Annotated in this window: 10 protein-coding genes; 6 read left to right on the top strand and 4 right to left on the bottom strand. The window is 66.9% G+C overall.

All coding sequences use genetic code 11. The features are described 5' to 3' along the window. Positions 1-342, top strand: a 342-nt coding sequence (locus K6I33_RS04415) for a hypothetical protein (RefSeq protein ID WP_229348354.1), incomplete at its 5' end; no start/stop codon positions are given. 64 nt (positions 343-406) lie between these two features. Here the strand turns inward: K6I33_RS04415 and K6I33_RS04420 are convergent. The 4 genes from K6I33_RS04420 to K6I33_RS04435 form a co-directional block, all read right to left on the bottom strand. Continuing rightward, positions 407-757, bottom strand: a complete 351-nt coding sequence (locus tag K6I33_RS04420; RefSeq protein ID WP_229348355.1) for a hypothetical protein — start codon at positions 755-757, stop codon at positions 407-409. A 1-nt stretch (position 758) separates the two neighbouring features. Next, a complete protein-coding gene (locus K6I33_RS04425) occupies positions 759-4292 on the bottom strand; it encodes an ALF repeat-containing protein (protein WP_229348356.1) in 3534 nt (1177 codons plus the stop codon). Between the two features lie 387 nt (positions 4293-4679). Then, a complete protein-coding gene (locus K6I33_RS04430; protein ID WP_229348357.1) occupies positions 4680-5024 on the bottom strand; it encodes a hypothetical protein in 345 nt (114 codons plus the stop codon). Between the two features lie 283 nt (positions 5025-5307). After that, positions 5308-8778, bottom strand: a complete 3471-nt coding sequence (locus tag K6I33_RS04435) for an ALF repeat-containing protein (protein WP_229348358.1) — start codon at positions 8776-8778, stop codon at positions 5308-5310. 360 nt (positions 8779-9138) lie between these two features. Here K6I33_RS04435 and K6I33_RS04440 point away from each other — a divergent pair, with 360 nt between their 5' ends. From K6I33_RS04440 to K6I33_RS04460, 5 genes are all read left to right on the top strand, one after another. Beyond that, positions 9139-9660 (top strand): hypothetical protein, encoded by a 522-nt coding sequence (locus tag K6I33_RS04440; protein WP_229348359.1) that lies wholly within the window; start codon positions 9139-9141, stop codon positions 9658-9660. Between the two features lie 113 nt (positions 9661-9773). Further along, complete coding sequence (locus tag K6I33_RS04445; RefSeq protein ID WP_229348360.1) at positions 9774-11378, top strand: S1 family peptidase; 1605 nt, start codon at positions 9774-9776, stop codon at positions 11376-11378. Between the two features lie 90 nt (positions 11379-11468). Then, positions 11469-13379, top strand: a complete 1911-nt coding sequence (locus K6I33_RS04450) for an FG-GAP-like repeat-containing protein (RefSeq protein WP_229348361.1) — start codon at positions 11469-11471, stop codon at positions 13377-13379. A gap of 145 nt (positions 13380-13524) precedes the next feature. After that, entirely contained in the window at positions 13525-14994 is a 1470-nt protein-coding gene (locus K6I33_RS04455) for an FG-GAP-like repeat-containing protein (RefSeq protein WP_229348362.1), read from the top strand. Positions 14995-15174: 180 nt separating this feature from the next. Then, complete coding sequence (locus tag K6I33_RS04460) at positions 15175-17178, top strand: FG-GAP-like repeat-containing protein (RefSeq protein WP_229348363.1); 2004 nt, start codon at positions 15175-15177, stop codon at positions 17176-17178. The last annotated feature ends 45 nt before the right edge of the window (positions 17179-17223 follow it).

Genomic DNA, 17223 nt, shown 5'->3' on the forward strand with positions numbered 1-17223 from the left:
CCCCCCACCCAGTCCCCCGTCACCGCCAGGATCACCAGCATCGTCCCCCTGGGCGCGGTCACCCCGACGGTGACCAAGGTCCAGGTGACCATGACCTGGACGGGCCTCAAGGGCCGCTCGGGCTACATCAAGTGGCACACATACAACGACGCCACCAAGCTCTCCATGAGCGAGGACAGCACCATCAGCACCCCGGCCCTCAACTGGGACAGCACGGACTGGAAGCCCACCTTCATAGTCCCCACGCCGGCGGTCCACTGGCAGCTCCAGGTGACGGCGTTCAGCCCGGAGGGGGCGCAATTGGCTACGGGGCACTCGAACTTCACGTTTGGCGGGCCGTAGGCCTGACAGCAGCCAAAGCAATGCGACCTCCGGCCTCTGAAGGGGCCGGAGGTCGCACCGTTACTCAGCTCTTCCGCTGTTGTTCGGGAAGGTCAAACCAGCAGATGTACACGAAGTCCGTGGGGTCTTCCTCCCTGGACTTCATTTCTTCGGCCACCCGCCGGAGTGCCTCCTCCTTGGAGAGGTTCCATGGGACGAACCCTTCACGCGCACCCGAAGTCTGGTCTCCGACGATCACACCGCGGTCGATCAGATCCCCGATGAGCTCGAGGGTGACACCCTGCACCTGCTCCTCGGTCGCATCATCCCCAGCGGCAATCTCCGCGGAGTCCCGCAACGGGATGAAATGCAGCAAGGAACGGGCGTAGTCGAGGAGATACTCCAGCTCCTCCTCGTAGACTTCACCCTTCTCCATATCAATCTCCCGTCGGTATGTGGTAACGCTTCAGCCCGAACTCCTTCTGGAGCTGCTTGCTGAAGTCAATCGTCGGATCGATAAGCTTACCCGCTTCTTTTCCACTGCTGCTGAAGGTGCGGATGTTCACCTTGCCCTCACCGACGTGATAGACGTCTACCCTGCCGTCAGGCAGGTGCTTGACCTCGTCCGGATCGCCCAGTCGCTTGCGGATCCCCTTGGCGATCTGACCCATCTCCTCCGAGGTGACTTCGCGCACAAGCTTGTTCTTGCCACCGTTACCGAATACCCCGTAGGGCTTTCCTTCAGCATTCAGAGCAACGTCCTTGAGATGCGATACACGCTCCGCCGCCTTGCCGACTCTGGTGCCCTTTGCAAGCTCTTCGGCCCCCTCGACAAGCTTCTTTCCCTTGGTGACCTTCCCCAACGGGATGAAAGCGAGAGCCGCCCAGCCGCAGGACTTACCCTTCGTTGTGCACTTGACGACCTCAGGGCCACCGAGGACCTCCCAGAGGAAGCGATCCTCCGGGCGCCAGGTGTCGGGATCATTCCAGCGCCACCCGTCGCCGCCCTCTCGGCTCTGCTGTTCCAGCAGCTCGGCATAGAGCTTGTTAGAGGCGTCGCGCTTCTCCTTCTCCTCCTGAGCGGCCTGTTCCTTGGCCAGTGCGATCTCGCGCTCGATGGTCCGCAGCGATTCGACTCGCGCCTTCACCTCGGCGGATGCCACCTTGGCGGCGTCGGCATCCTTGCCGGCCTGCTCGGCTGAAACACGAGCATCGGCAGCGGCCGAATACGCATCGTCAGCGGAAGCCTGCGCCCACGCAGCCGACTCCTGCGCTTGAGCAGCGGAAGCCTCAGCAGCATCGGCGTCCCTTTCGGCTGCCGCCGCGGCTTCATCGGCCATCCGGGCCGACTTCGCCGCGTCCGCCGCCGAAGCCTCGGCCTGCTTCGCATACTGACCCGCCTTGACAGCGAATTCCTTGGCCTTACCCGATGATTCCGCAGCCTCCTTGGCGTACCTCTGCGCGTCGTCCGCGGCCTTGGCGGCATTGATCGCCGCGATGGTGGCCTCCGCCGCGTCCTTCTGCGCCGTGGCAGCGGCTCCGGCGGCTTCAGCGATAGTCTTCTCGATGACCGCCACATGGGTCGCAGTCAGGTGGTCACGGCGTGCCGTCGCGAACTGTCCGACCCGGACAAAGGCATGCAGGGCCTGAGGAGTCCCCTCAAGAGCGACTCTGGCAGCCGTCTTGGTCTCGGGGCCACCGGTACCCATCAGCTGTGTCGCGATTACTCGCTCGTCGGTGAACCGTGCGGTGTACTGCCCCTCGTTGAGGAATTCACGGAGCTTGCCGACCGAACCGTCCCTCAGCGCCGCCTGAGCGGCACTCTTGAGCTCCGCTCCCCCACTGCCCATGATCTGGGTCACGCGTACGCGGTAATCAGTCAGCGCAACGTCGTGTCGGCCCGTGCGCAGGAAGTCGCTGATCTGTTTCGCGTCCCCCGCGAGCGCCTTCTTGGCCGCCTCCTTGACCGCAGTCAGGTTGCTCTCACTCGCCAGGCGCTGAACATCGGAACGCTCGTCCTCGGTGGCGGCCTCCCGCCAACCGGACTGCACGTACTCACGGACGGCGGCGTCAGAGCCTCCGAGCGCGGTCTTCGCCGCTGCACGACTCCAGGGGCCACGCGTCTTCATGGCCAGAACCGCGATCTTCCGGCCCTTGGCGGCCACCTCCTTGACATCCGTACCCGGCTTCGCGGCTTCGGCAGCGAGGCGTACGGCCTCGTCGTCCAGGTCCTTGAGTGCCTTGGACGCACGGTCCGCCTCGGCCTTCCGCCGCTGCTCGGCAGCCTTGGCGACCCTGGCCTGCTCGATCCTGGCGGCGGTCCTGGCCTGGAGCTCCTCGGCCTCAATATTGATCGCGATCTTGTGGACCTTCTGGGCCGTGGCAACGGCTTCGGAGGCCTTGGCAGCCGCTTCCCTGGCCGCCTTGGCGTGATCTGCCGACTCCTTGGCCGCCGTGGCGGCCTCACCGGCGTGCTCAGCGGCCCGCTTCGCAGCGGCTGCGGCGTTCCTGGCGTGCTCGGCCGCCGAGTGAGCCGCCGATCGCGCCTCCGCCGCAGCGTCGGCAGCCTGATAGGCGAGGTCGCGCGCCGCAACGGCAGCCCTGCGGGATTCCCGCGCCTGGCTGCGGGCAGTCGCTGCCCATTCCCGGGCACGAGCGGCCTCCTCGCTCGCCTCCCCCGCAAGGCCGCCGGCCTCATCGGCTGCATTCGCCGCCTCATCGGCGTTGGCGCTGGCGCTCGCGGCCGCGTCCGCCGCCGCACCAGCCGCCCGGGAAGCCTCCTCGACCTGCTTGGCAGCCTCTTCCGACTTTTCGGCCGCCTGGGCCGCGGTGTTGGCGTCCTCGGCGGCCTGTCGCGCGACAGCAGCCATACCGGCGTCCACCGCAGCACCGGCCGCCGCATCGCGCGCACGCGCGGCCGCCGCAGCGGCAGCCGAAGCCGCGGCGGCGGCATTGGCAGCCGCGTTGGCGGCCATCCGCGCCGCGTAGTTGGCCGCCTGAGCGGCGCCGATGGCTTCCTGTGCGGCACTGGCGGCACCAGCCGCCGCCTCCGCCGCCGCGCCGGCCGCGCTCGCGGCACGGTTGGCGTCCTTGCCCGCCGCAGCGGTCTCAGCAGCGGCCTTCTTCGCCTCTTCCTTCGCCAGCTCGGCCGCCTTCACAGCACGTGCCGAGGCGTCCTTGGCGGCTTCGGTCTGCTGCTTGGCGACCTCGCCGGCGTCCTTGGCCTGCTGAGCCAACTGCGAAACGGTGAGCCGCTCCTGATCACGGGCACGGGCGATGCTCTGCCCCACCTCGAGGAACTCACGGATGTCGTCCATCGAGCCCCGGAGCGCGACCTTGGCCGCCTCCTTCGTCGCCGGACCACCCGCACTCATGATCTGCGTGACCTTCAGCCGATCATCATTGTCCCGTACGGCGAACTGGCCCTCGTCGAGAAACTTGCGGACATCGTCGATCGAGCCCCGCAACGCCGCCTGAGCGGCTTCCTTCGTCGCCGGACCAGCCGACCCCATGATCTGCGTGGCACGGATCCGCAAGTCCGTCTCAGCCGGGGCCTTCCAACCATCCTTCAGGAAGGCACGCAGCTCATCCTTCGACCCAGAACGCAGCGCCTTGTAAGCCGCTTCACGGACCGTTATCCCACCAGCCGTGAAGATGCGCGTGGCGTCCGTACGGTCATCGACGAGCTCCGCAAAGTCCTTCTCCGTGTCGAGGAATTTACGGATGTCCTCATCGGTGCCCACGAGCGCAGCTTCGGCCGCAGCCTTGACCGCAGGACCGCCCCATGCCCAGAGTTCCGCAACCCGACCTCGGTCGGTGAGCGGAGACAGTTCGGTGTAGTCGATGTCATCCGGCTCATCGGCAGCCAGGGCGGGACTCGCCCCGATCAGGCTCACAATGAGCGCGAGGGGGAGCAGGCACAGGCTCAGCAGGCGTATGCCGAACCCTTGTCTACCCCCGGAGCCAGCCAAGTAGAGATTGTCTCTCACTAGTCAGTTCTTTCCAACCACTTGCTAGTCGCTGTGTTTCAGCGTTGCGAGCATATCTGGCTGGCCCTAAGGGTTCTGACGGTCAGTCACTTCTACTCGGTACAGGGCTGCGGCAAAGGTGGCGCACGCCACACGTTGAGATACAGGCTCACCGGACCGAAGCCGAGCACGGTTCAGCCGAACCGGGTTCACGGCGACGATGTGCTCAAGCCGTCGGCGACCGGAGGCCAACCCGCCCCGGGAAAATAAAAATGGCCGGGAAAATGATCCTTTTCCCGGCCAGAGGCGCCACTGTTTCCGACAGGCCTCAGCTCGATCGGCGGAAGATGACACCAAGGATGAACGTCGTACCGATTACCGCACCACTCATCACCGGTTGAATTCGTAGAGACGGCACTCGTCCGGGTCACCGGAGTACTTGGCGATGCGCGGCTTCTGACGGCTACCAGATACGTAGAAGGAGCCGCCCCCCTTGCTCGGGTCAGCAGAACGAAGCGTGAGAGGGGTGTCGTAGGGCATCCCCTCGACATGCTCTGAAATCGCCAGCTTCCACACTCCGTCGGTGGCTCCTGAATGCTGGTACTTGCCCTTCAGATCGTCATAGTGCGCCCAGTCATCGAGGGCGTAGGTACCGTCTGCCTTCAGAGTCAATGTGCCGAATGGCTCACCCCTATAGGTACCGACCATGTCCTGCTGAGCGAGCCCTTGGGGCACCGGTCCCTCAGCTCCGCACAAGGCGTCGCCCTGGCCGCACCCCGTCATCAAGAGAGACGCACCCAGGCCCAGGACACATGTCAGGACCATTGATCGTCGGCGCATCTCGCGCCTCCTTCTGAACACATTCAAGTTTGGACACTCCAAGCCTTCCACAACACCGTCCTCGGTCATGAGCCGGGGCACCCGGCCGACGGCAGGGCCCGGGGCGGCGCCCCCTCTTCAGGCGACACCACCCCGGAGAAGCGGGCTCAGCGGATCAGTTCATCCGCCGAGACGCGCCTCACTTGAGCTTGAGCGTCTCAGTCCAAGTGATGACCTGCCTCTTCTCCTTGAAGAAGCCGACCTCTTCGGCAAGGGAATCGAGCGGTCCACCCACATACTTGTCCGCCAACCTCCGCCACTTGCCCGGCGGCGGGTGGATCAAGGACTTCATGTTCGTACTGTTCTTGACGATGATCTTTACCTGAGCGGTGTCGCCATCCTTCGAGAGGACCTCGTACTGGTAGCTGTATGAACCCAGAAAGACGGACGTCGAAGTGCTGTACCGTCCACCGGATCGATGATTCCGCTTACTGGCCGTGTATCCGAGCGTCAGCACGTCCAAGGCATCCTGCTTCATGCGGGACATCCCTTCGGAGTACCCTCCGCTGGCGTTCTCGCCATTCAAGATTCCCTGAGAAATCTGGTCGCGGATTTTCCCGCGGACCACATCCATCGAGTGGTCCCCACGGAGGTGCTCGGTGACCTTGTCACCAGCCTGGAAGTAATCGACCCTCTTACCCGTTCCGGTGATCCATTCCAGTCCGAGGGCTACCGCGTCCTCCTTGGCCTTGGGGTCGAGCAGCAAACCCACCTCACGCGCGGCCTGGATCAGGTAGCGCTCGTTGTCCGAGAGCCCGTCGCCCAGGGCGGCACGGCGCTTCCATTCCTCCAGGATGCGCTGCTGCTCCTCCTGGATCTGCTGGGCACGGTAGTGCTTGTAAGCGTCCTGGTGTGCGATCTCGGCCGCCTCTGCGTCCTTGCCTGCGGCCACGGCCGAGGCACGGGCCGAGTCCGCGTAGGCGTAGGCCTCGCGAGCAGAGGCATCCGCCTGTACGGCAGAAGTCTCCGCCTGCGATGCGGAGTACTCAGCCGCATCAGCGTCGTGTTCAGCCTGAGTCGCCGCCGCGTCAGCGGCTCGTGCCGACTTCAACGCCTCGGCTGCCGATGCCTCGGCCTGCTTCGCGTAGCCGTTGGCCTGCTCCGCGAACTGCTGGGCCTCACCTGCCGACCTGGCCGCCTGGTCGGCGTACTCCTTGGCCCGGTCGGCGGCATGGTTGGCATTGACGGCTGCGATGGCTGCCTCTGCGGCGTTCTTCTGGGCGGTGGCGGCAGCGATGGCTGCCTCGGCTATGAGCTTCTGGATCGCCGCGACATGAGTTGCGGTGAGGTGGTCCAGGCGAGCGGTCGCGAACTGACCGACCTGTACGAAATCGTGCAGGTCCTCGTCGGTGCCCTCAAGGGCGACCCTGGCCGCGGCCTTGGTCTCGGGACCTCCAGTGCCCATCACCCGGGTGGCGACCACACGGTCGTCCGTGGCCCGGGCTGCGAACTGGCCGTCTTCGAGGAACGCGCGGAGCTTGCCGATCGAGCCGTCGCGCAGGGCGGCCTGGGCGGCGCTCTTGAGTTCCGCGCCGCCACTGCCCATGATCTGGGTCACGCGGATCCGGTAGTCGGTCAGGGCAGCGTTGTACTGGCCCGTGGCGAGGAACTCGCTGATCTGCTTCGCGTCGCCCTTGAGTATCTCGGCAGCGGCCTTCCGGACGCTCTCCGCCTCGCTGTTGGCCGCGAGTCGCTCCACCCTCGCGCGCTCGTCGTCCATCCGGGCTTGCTGCCAGCCGGTGCGCACGTATGCCTTGGCAGCCTCGTCCGAGCCCGCCAAGGTGGACTTGGCAGCAGCCTGGCTCCAGGGGCCGCCAGTCTTCAGCGCGATGACGGCGACCCTGCGGCCCTTGGCCGCAGCATCCTTGGGGTCGGCACCGGACTTCGCAGCCTCAGCGACAAGGCGTGCGGCCTCGGCTTCGAGGTCCTTGGCCTCCTTGTCCGCCTGGTCCGCCTTCGCGTCCTCCATGGCCTGGGCCTTCTTCTCGGCCCTGGCCGCCTCGATCCCGGCCGCGGTCCTCGCCTTGAGTTCCTCAGTCTCGATCTTCGTCGCGATTTCGTGGACCTTCTTGGCCGTGACGACGGCCTCGGATGCCTTGTCAGCGGCTGTCTTCGCCGCCTTGGCATGCTCTGTGGTCTCCTTCGCGGCTGTGGCCGCTTCACCCGCGTGTTCGGCCGCACGCCGCGCGGCGGCCGCAGCGTTCTGCGCGTGCTCAGCCGCCGAGTGGGCCGCCGACCGCGCCTCGGCCGCGGCGTCGGCGGCCTGGTACGCGAGGTCTCGGGCCGCTGCGGCGGCCCGGCGTGACTCCCGGGCCTGGCTGCGCGCCGTCGCTGCCCACTCACGGGCACGAGCAGCCTCCGAGCTGGCCTCGCCCGCGTAGCCGCCAGCCGCGTCCGCCGCGTCGGCCGCCTCCTCGGCGTTGGCGCTGGCGCCGGCGGCGGCGTCCGCTGCCGCGCCCGCCGCCCGAGCCGCTATCTCCACTTCCTTGGCGGCCTCTTCCGACCGCTGTGCCGCACGTGCGGCGGCATCGGCGTCTTCGGCCGCCTTGCGTGCCGCCGAGGCCATGCCGGCGTCCATAGCGGCGCCGGCCGCCGCATCGCGTGCCCGCGAGGCCGCGGCCGCGGCCGCCGACGCGGCAGCAGCGGCATTCGCCGCGGCGTTCGCGGCCATCCGCGCGGCGTAGTTGGCGGCCTGCGCGGCGCCGATGGCCTCCTGTGCGGCTGCGGCGGCTCCGCTGGCCGCGTCCGCTGCCTCGCCGGCGGCACGGGCGGCACGGCTGGCGTCCTTGCCTGCCGCCTTGGTCTCCGCAGCGGCCCTTTGAGCTTCCTGCTTGGCCTTCTCGGACGCCAGAATCGCGCGCTTCGAGGCCACCTTGGCGGCTTCGGTCTGCTGCTTGGCGACCTCGCCGGCGTCCTTGGCCTGCTGCGCGAGCTGGGCGATGGTGGCCCGTTCCTGGTCACGGTTGCGGGCGATGGTCTGACCGACCGCCAGGAACTCGCGGATGTCATCCATCGAGCCCCGGAGTGCGACCTTCGCCGCCTCCTTGGTCGCCGGACCACCCGCACTCATGATCTGCGTGACCTTCAACCGGTCATCATTGTCCCGCGTCCCATACTGACCCTCGTCAAGGAACTTGCGGACATCGTCAACCGAACCCCGCAACGCCGCCTGAGCAGCCTCCTTCGTCGCCGGACCCGCCGACCCCATGACCTGCGTAGCACGGATCCGCAAGTCCGTCTCGAACGGCGCCTTCCAACCGTCCTTCAGGAAGCCTTGAAGCTTCTCTTTCGAGCCGGATCGGAGCGCTTCGTAGGCCACCTCGCGCACCGTCACGCCGCCGGCCATGAAGATGCGCGTCGTGTTGGTGCGGTCGTCGGTGTACTCGGCGAAGTCCCTCTCACTGCTGAGAAACTTACGGACGTCGTCATCGCCGCCCATGAGCGCGGCCTCGGCCGCGGCCTTGACCGCAGGACCGCCCGACGTCCACAGCTCCACGACACGACCACGATCGGTCGCCGAGACAGCGGCTTCATCCGCCACTGCGGGCTCCGCCCCGAGCAAACCCGCGAGAAGCGCGGAGGGCAGCACACCAAGGCTCAGCGAACGCACGCCGAGCCCCCATCTTCCCCCGCCCCTCGCAAAGAAGAGGTCATCTCTCACCAGTCAGTTCTTCCCAACCACGTGCATATTGCCGTACTTCGGCGCCGAGAGCATAACCAGGGGGCAGCACCCCGACGGGGCGTCATAGCTGCTGCTCACAAGGGTTTTGACGCCCACGCAGAAGCAGAGCTTGACATGCTCACATCCATGCCTTACCGGCGGTAGCGTCCGCCACTCCTCGATGGGACAACTCAACGGATCGTCAAGAACAAGCAAAGCCAAATGGGGTGATAGGTTCCCGGCCAGCTGTCTTTATTTCGTAATTACGCACGGCCTCTGCCGTTGCGTGCCCCTTGGAAGGATTCGTTGGTGATACTTCGCACGCGCCGCACGCTGATCGCGGGCTCCATCGCAGCCGCCGTCATCGCTGGTTTCTCCGCCGTGAGCGTCGCTACCGCCGCCCCCGCCCCGGCCCCGGCCGACGACGCCGTGCCGCCGGTGGCCGTGGAGACCTTCGAGTACCCGAACGCCGCGAAGATCCTCAAGGAGAAGGGCATCGCCCTTCGCAAGGGTGACGGTCACATCCTGCTCGTCGACTGCAACGTCTCGCGGGACATCCAGGTCCTGACCTCCGTGAACCACCCGGGACAGAGCGAGACGGGCACGTACTGCTTCAAGGTCACCGGTAGCGGCAAGACCGGCTTCCTGACGCTGGAAGTTCCCAAGGTCTACAACATCATGACCGGTGACGTCGCCGTGAAGGCCAACCTCACCGCCGAGGGCAAGACCCAGACCGTCGCAGTGGCCAAGAACGACGCTATCGGCGTCGGCACGGGCGCCCCCGTACCGGGCGCGGCCACCACCCTGGTCGAGCTGCGCGTCAACAACTGATCGCGAGGCTGCCCTCCCGGAGCCGCTCTTCTCATCGCCTCCGGCATTGCCTCTCGACACGTCGCCTTCTGCCGCACCGTCCCGCCACATCAGTTTTAGACAGGAACAAACGCATGTCCGCCAGACGTCCACGCGCAGCACTGGCCGCAGGCCTCCTCGCTTCCAGCGCCGCAGCCGGTCTTCTGACCGCCGCACCCGCCAACGCCGTTGTGGGTGCGGCCACCAAGGACGGCTCGTACGCGTTCACGGCCAAGCTCGACATCGGTGGCCAGCGCAGCTGCTCCGCCGCGCTCGTCGAGTCGCAGTGGCTGATCACCGCCTCCAGCTGCTTCGCCGACGACCCTTCCCAGGGTTTCAAGGTCGCCTCCGGAGCGCCCAAGCTGACGACCACGGCCACCATCGGCCGCACCGACCTGACCCGTGACGGCGGCAGCGTCATGAAGGTCGTCGAGCTCGTGCCGCGCGAGGACCGCGATCTGGTCATGGCCAAGCTCGAGAAGCCGGTGGCCGGGATCGCCCCGGTCAATCTGGGCTTCAACGCTCCGCTGCAGGGCGAGGACGTGTTCGTCAGCGGTTACGGCCGCACCAAGGACGAGTGGGTCCCGGACCGTCTTCACTATGCGAAGTTCTCGGTGGGCGACGCCAAGGACAGCTCGGTGAACCTCGCCGGTAAGTCGGACGACGCCGTCATCTGCGAGGGCGACACCGGCGCTCCGGCCTTCCGCGACATCGGCGGCCGCTACGAGCTCGTCGGCGTCAACAGCCGCTCCTGGATGGGGGGCTGCCTCGGCCACGAGGACGAGACCCGCAAGGGCGCCGTCGACACCCGTACCGACGACATCGCCGGCTGGATCCAGTCCGTCTCCTCGCGCGACCTGCTCAAGCGCTCGAACTGGAAGTACGCCAAGCACATCGCTTCCGGCTACTTCACCGGCGACTCCAACAACGGTAAGCGCCGTATGGACATGTTCGTCGCCTGGGAGGACGGCTCCGCCAGCCTCTTCAAGGGCGCGGACCATGACGACCCGAAGTACCCCTTCTCCGCCGAGTACAAGCTCGAGAGCAAGGGCAGCTACTGGAAGAACGCCGAAGCCGTCACCGCCGGCCGTTACAGCGACACCGGCGCTGACGGCCTGACCGTCCGCTGGGCGAACGGCAAGCTCTCGACGTACACGCACGTGGACGAGAAGGGCTTCCACGAGGAGAAGACTCTCGCCGAGCCGGGCTCCTGGTGGAGCCACGCCCGCCTGATCACCTCGGGTCGCTTCTCCGCCAACGCCCTGCGTGATGACCTCATCGTCCTCTGGGAGGACGGCTCGACGTCGATGTACACCGACACCGGTGTCAACGGCGTCAAGAAGGAAACCCAGCTGACGCTGAAGAACGACGGCTTCAACAACGCCGTCCAGATCAATGCCGGTGAGTTCACCGGTGGCAAGACCGCCGACCTGATGATCCGCTGGAAGGACGGCCAGACCCAGGTCTTCCCGACCGGCGACACCAAGGGCGACCACGGCCGCATCCAGGTCACCCCCGTCGGCTACCACTGGACGCATGCCGCCCAGATCACCGTCGGCAACTTCACCAAGCCCGGCGGCCCCCTCAACGACATCCTCGTCCGCTGGGACACCACCGACCTCAGCTACTACCCGGGCGTCAACCCGAGTGGCATCCCCTCCAACCGGGGTCCGTTCGGCGAGGTCCAGCTCGTCGGCTGAGCCGACGCATCACCACCTGTTTTCCGGAGGCGTCGGGGCCGACCGCCCGGCGCCTCCGCGCATTTTTGATCAACCCCCCGGGGGAGAACCATGTCCATCAAGCAATCACGTGTCACGTGGACGAGAGGGCTCGTCGCGACCGGTGCGGCCGCCGCAGCGGTCCTGACCATGACGCCGGCTCAGGCCGTCGAGGGAGCGACCGCCAAGGACTCGTTCCAGTTCACGGCCAAGCTCGACATCGGTGGTGAGCGCAGCTGCTCCGCCGCACTTGTCGACGAGCAGTGGCTGATCACCGCGGCCAGCTGCTTCGCCGACAACCCCGCCGAGGACTTCAGGGTCCCCGCGGGCGCGCCGAAGCTGAAGACCACCGCCACCATCGGCCGTACCGACCTCACCCGGGACAACGGCGCCGTGCTCGACGTCGTGGAGCTCGTTCCGCGCGCCGACCGCGACGTCATGCTGGCCAGGCTGGCCAAGCCGGTGACCGGTGTGACCCCGGTGGCGATCGCCGGCAACGCCCCGCTCCAGGGCGAGGAACTGCGCGTCAGCGGCTACGGCCGTACGAAGAACGAGTGGGTACCCGACGCCCTCCACTACGCGTCCTTCACCGTCGGCTCGGTGAAGGGGGCCTCGATCGGCCTCGCCGGCAAGGAAGCCGACGCCGTGATCTGCCAGGGCGACACCGGCGGCCCCGCCTTCCGTGACGTCAGCGGCCGTCAGGAGCTCGTCGCTGTCAACAGCCGGTCCTGGCAGGGCGGCTGCCTCGGCACCGACCCCGCCGAGACCCGCAAGGGCGCCCTCGACACCCGCGTCGACGACCTCAGCGGCTGGATCCTCCAGGTCCGCTCGCTGCCCAAGCGATTCGTGACCGCCAGCGGCGACTTCGACGGTGACGGCAAGGCGGACCTCGCCATGCTCACCGACTACGGTCAGACGCCCGACGGCCGCTCCCGGTCGGCCCTGTGGGTCTACACCGCCAACGGTGAAGGTTTCGGCGGTCCGCGCTCTGTCTGGGACAGCGGCACGGACAGCTGGCGCTGGGAGGCCACCAAGCTGACCACCGGTGACTTCAACGGTGACGGCAAGACCGATATCGCCGCCCTCTACAACTACGGTGCCGAGGGCGGGCGGATGCGGTCCGGCCTGTTCACCTTCACCAACCAGGGGACGCGTTTCGACACCCACCGGAAGGTCTGGGACAGCTCCACGAGCACCTGGAAGAGCTGGAACTGGGACGCCAGCAAGCTGACCTCCGGCGACTTCAACGGCGACGGCAAGACCGACCTCGCCGTCCTCTACAACTACGGCAAGGGCGCGGACGGTCGCAACGGCAGTGCTCTGCTGACGTTCACCAGCAACGGGAACGGTGTCGACGAGCCGCGCAAGGTCTGGGACAGCTCCACCAGCACCTGGAAGAGCTGGAACTGGGACGCCAGCAAGCTCGCCTCCGGCGACTTCAACGGCGACGGCAAGACCGACCTCGCCGTCCTCTACGCCCAGGACAAGGTCGACGGCCGCAACCGTACCGCGCTGTTCTTCACGGCCAACGACAAGAACGGCTTCAACGAGCCGCGCAAGGTCTGGGACAGCGCCACCTGGAAGGACGGCAAGGACAGCTGGAGCTGGGATGCCAGCAAGCTGACCACCGGCGACTTCAACGGCGACGGCAAGACCGACCTCGCCGTCCTCTACAACTACGGCGCGGACACCGGCCGCAACCGCACCGGTCTGTGGGTCTTCGACGGCAGCAAGGACGGCTTCGGCGAGCCCCGCAAGGTCTGGGACACCGCGACCTGGAAGGACGGCAAGGAGAGCTGGAACTGGGCTTCCAGCGAGCCCGTCGCCGGTGACTTCAACGGCGACGGCAAGGCCGACCTGACCGTCACCTACGACTACGGCCTGAACAAGGCCGGTCGCGCCCAGATCGGTCTGTGGGCGTTCACGAGCAAGGGCGACGCCTTCGCGGACCCGCGCCGGGTCTGGGACAACGGGCTGGACTGAATGAACGCCGGCTCATCGGCTGAGCCAGGCCAGGCTCAGCGCCTCTGAGCTGTGCTGATCAGCAGTTCGGCGCCCGCGCCCGGCGGACCACCGGACGCGGGCGCCTGTTTCACCATCACTTCGTATGACCTCCAAGGGGAACATCGTGTCTGCCAAGACCGCGCGCACAGCGTGGACTGTCAGGATCCTGGCGACGGGCATAGCCGCGTCCGCGCTGGCTACGGCCGCGCCCGCCCACGCCGTGGTGGGCGAGCAGGCACAGCCTGGCTCGTACGCCTTCACGACACAGCTCACCATCGGCGACAGCGAGCGGGGCTGCACCGGTGCGCTGGTCGAGCAGCAGTGGGTGCTTACCGCGTCAAGTTGCTTCGCTGACAATCCCGGGCAGGGCTTCAAGATCGCCGCTGGTGCGCCGAAGCTGAAGACCACCGCCGCCGTCGGTGGCAACGTCGTCGATGTGGTGCAGCTCGTACCGCGCGAGGACCGGGATCTGGTGCTGGCCAAGCTGGCCAAGCCGGTGACCGGTGTCGTCCCCGCCACCATCGCCACCAGCGCTCCGGCGCAGGGCGAGGAACTGCGGGTCACCGGTTTCGGCCGCACGAAGGACGAGTGGGTGCCGGACCGTCTGCACCACTCCGCGTTCACCGTCGGCGCGGTCAAGGACACCTCGATCAGCCTCAGCGGCAAGTCCGCCGATGCCACGATCTGCCAGGGTGACACCGGTGGTCCCGCCTTCCGCGAGACCAACGGCCGCTTCGAGATCATCGGGGTCAACAGCCTCTCCTGGCAGGGCGGCTGCTTCGGCAACGAGTCCGAGACCCGCAAGGGTGCCGTCGACACCCGCGCCGACGACGTCAGCGGCTGGATCGCCAACCGCATCCTGCTCGGCCAGAACCTGGTCAGCGCCGGCGACTACGACGGCGACGGCGTCGCGGACCTGTTCTCCGTGAACTCCAACCGTGAGCTGTCCGTGTCGCTGGGCAAGAAGGGCGGCACGTTCAACAGCCCCCGCTTCCTGACCGGCAGCTGGAACTTCAGCGAGATGACCAGCGCGGACCTCAACGGCGACGGCATCGCCGACCTGCTCGCCCGCGACGCCAAGAACGACCTGTACCTGTGGCTGGGCAACAAGAACGGAATCTTCAGCCCGCGCAAGGTCCTCACCACCGGCTGGGTCTTCACGCAGACGGCCGCCGGTGACTTCACCGGCGACGGCAAGGCCGACCTCGTCGCCATCGACGCCTCCAACACCCTCTACCTGTGGGCGGGCAACGGCGACGGCACCTTCAACCGCCCCAAGAAGCTCAGCGACGGGTGGAACTTCACCCAGACCGTGGCCGGCGACTTCACCGGCGACGGTGTCGCAGACCTCATGGCCCGCGATGCCAAGGCCAACTTCTTCCTCTGGACGAGCGAGAAGAACGGCAACTTCACCCGCGCCAAGCAGCTGACCGACGGGTGGAACTTCAGCCAGACCACCGCCGCCGACTTCACCGGCGACGGCAAGCCCGACCTCATCGCCAAGGACCCGACCGGCACCGCTTCCATGTGGTTCTGGGTAGGCAACGGCGACGGCACCTTCAACCGTCCAACTAAGATCGTCGAAGGCTCATAAATCAGGAAATCAGCTGCAAGGGGCGTCCGCACTCGGTGCTGGCGCCCCTTGCCCTGTGCGCCCGATACAGCCTCCACTCTCGTGATTCAGAAGGAGCAAGCACGCATGGCACGCCATCACCGCTCTGACAGCAGGGCTCGGCGGTCACGCTGGAGATCCGCCCCCGCGACGGTCACCTCCATGGCTCTCGCCTATGGAGCATTCGCCGCGATGCTGGGTACCACCGAGGCCCAGGCCGCTCCCCGCGACGGCTCGTCGGACACGTCCTGGACGAGGACATGGGGTACGGCCATGGGCACCGCCGCACCGGCGAAGGCGCCCATCACCACGGACGGCTCCCCCGCCTGGGCATCCGGGGTATCCGGCAGGCAGACGCTGCGCATGGTCGTGCACACCAGCATCGGCGGCTCCACCACCCGTATCAATCTGGTGAACACCTTCAGCAAGGACCCGGTGACCATCGGGCACGCCACCATCGCCCGCCGCTCGAAGAACGGAACGGCCACCGGCGCCCCCGTCACCCTGACCTTCGGCGGCGGCAACCGGAGCACCGTCATCGAGCCCGGCGGGAGCATCGTCAGCGACGCGGCCGCGTTCGCCGTCAAGGCCGACGAGGACCTGCTGATCAGCATCCACCTTCCGAACCCCGTCAGCGTGGCCCCGTTCCACGAGTACACGCTGACGACCTCCTATATCTCCGCCCCGGGCGACTCGGCGGACCACAGCGCTGAGACCGGAGGCGAGAACTTCCCGCAGAAGTACGCCTACTGGGCCTTCCTGGGTGGCGTCGATGTCACAACGACGAACAGCGGCGGGACGACCGTCATCCTCGGCGATTCACAGACCGACGGCGGGCACACCACGGAGAATGCCAATCGCCGCTGGTCCGACGACTACGCGCGAGCCCTGCAGGCCCGGCCCGGGCCCATGGGCGTCGTCAACGCCGGCATCTCCGGAAACGCTCTGCTCACCGACCACCCGCTGTACGGGCAGAGCATGGTGAACCGATTCGATCGCGATGTCCTCGCCCAGCCCAACGTCAAGTCCGTGATCCTTTACGCGGGCGTCAACGACATCGGCATCGGCAAGGCCTCCGCCTCGGACGTCATCGGCGGCATACGACAGCTCGCCACCCGCGCCCACGCGGCAGGTCTCTCCTTCTCCGTGGCCACGGTTCCGCCCTTCAAGGGCTGGGGATGGGCCACCTCGGAGAAGGAGCAGGTGCGCCAGCAGGTCAACGAGTACATCCGCACCACCCGTGACATCGACTCCTTCGTGGACTTCGACCGAAGCACCCGCGACCCGCTGCACCCCGATCGTCTCTTCGCGGCGTACTACGATCATGGTGATGACCGTCTGCATTTCGGTGACAACGGCAGTCAGGCCCTGTCGGACACCGTGCTACCCGCCCCCGTGCCCAACCGTGTCACCCTGCGCTTCGAGCAGATCAGAACCGCTGACTTCACAGGTGACAACATCCCCGATGTGGTCGCCCGTGACGCGAACTCGGATCTCTACCTCTGGGCGGGCAACAAGGACGTCGACGACAAGAGCAGCGGTGACGGCACCTTCGGCCAGCCCAAGAAGCTGACCGGTGACTGGAACTTCACCCAGACCACCGCCGCCGACTTCACCGGCGACGGCAAGCCCGACCTCATCGCCAAGGACAAGAGCGGTGATCTCTACATCTGGAACGGCGAGGGCAACGGCGGCTTCAGCCGCTCCCGGAAGCTCACCGGCGACTGGACCTTCTTCCAGACCAATGCCGCGGACTTCAACGGCGACGGCGCGACCGACCTCATCGCCACCGACGCCAGTGGCAACCTCAGCTTCTGGAAGGGCGACAACAAGGGCGGCTTCAGCCGGCCCGTGAAGCTCACGGACGGCTGGAACTTCACGCAGACCATCGCGGGTGACTTCACCGGTGACGGTAAGGCCGACCTCGTCGCCAAGGACAACGCGAACGTCCTCTACCTCTGGACGGGCGACGGCAACGGCGGCTTCAGTCGCTCCCGGAAGCTCACTGACGGCTGGATCTTCTCCGAGACCACTGCCCTCAGCCTCCGGACCGGGGGCCTCGCCCACCTCATCGGGCGGAACGACAAGACGGGCGTGCTCAACGAGTGGCTGAACACCGGCAACGGCGAGTTCACCCGCCCGCTCCGTCTGGCGGACGGCTGGTAGTCGTACTCCACGAGCGGCTCCGTACGGAGAAAGCCGAATTTAAGC

This window comes from Streptomyces sp. UNOB3_S3 (assembly GCF_020740895.1).
GTDB lineage: Bacteria > Actinomycetota > Actinomycetes > Streptomycetales > Streptomycetaceae > Streptomyces.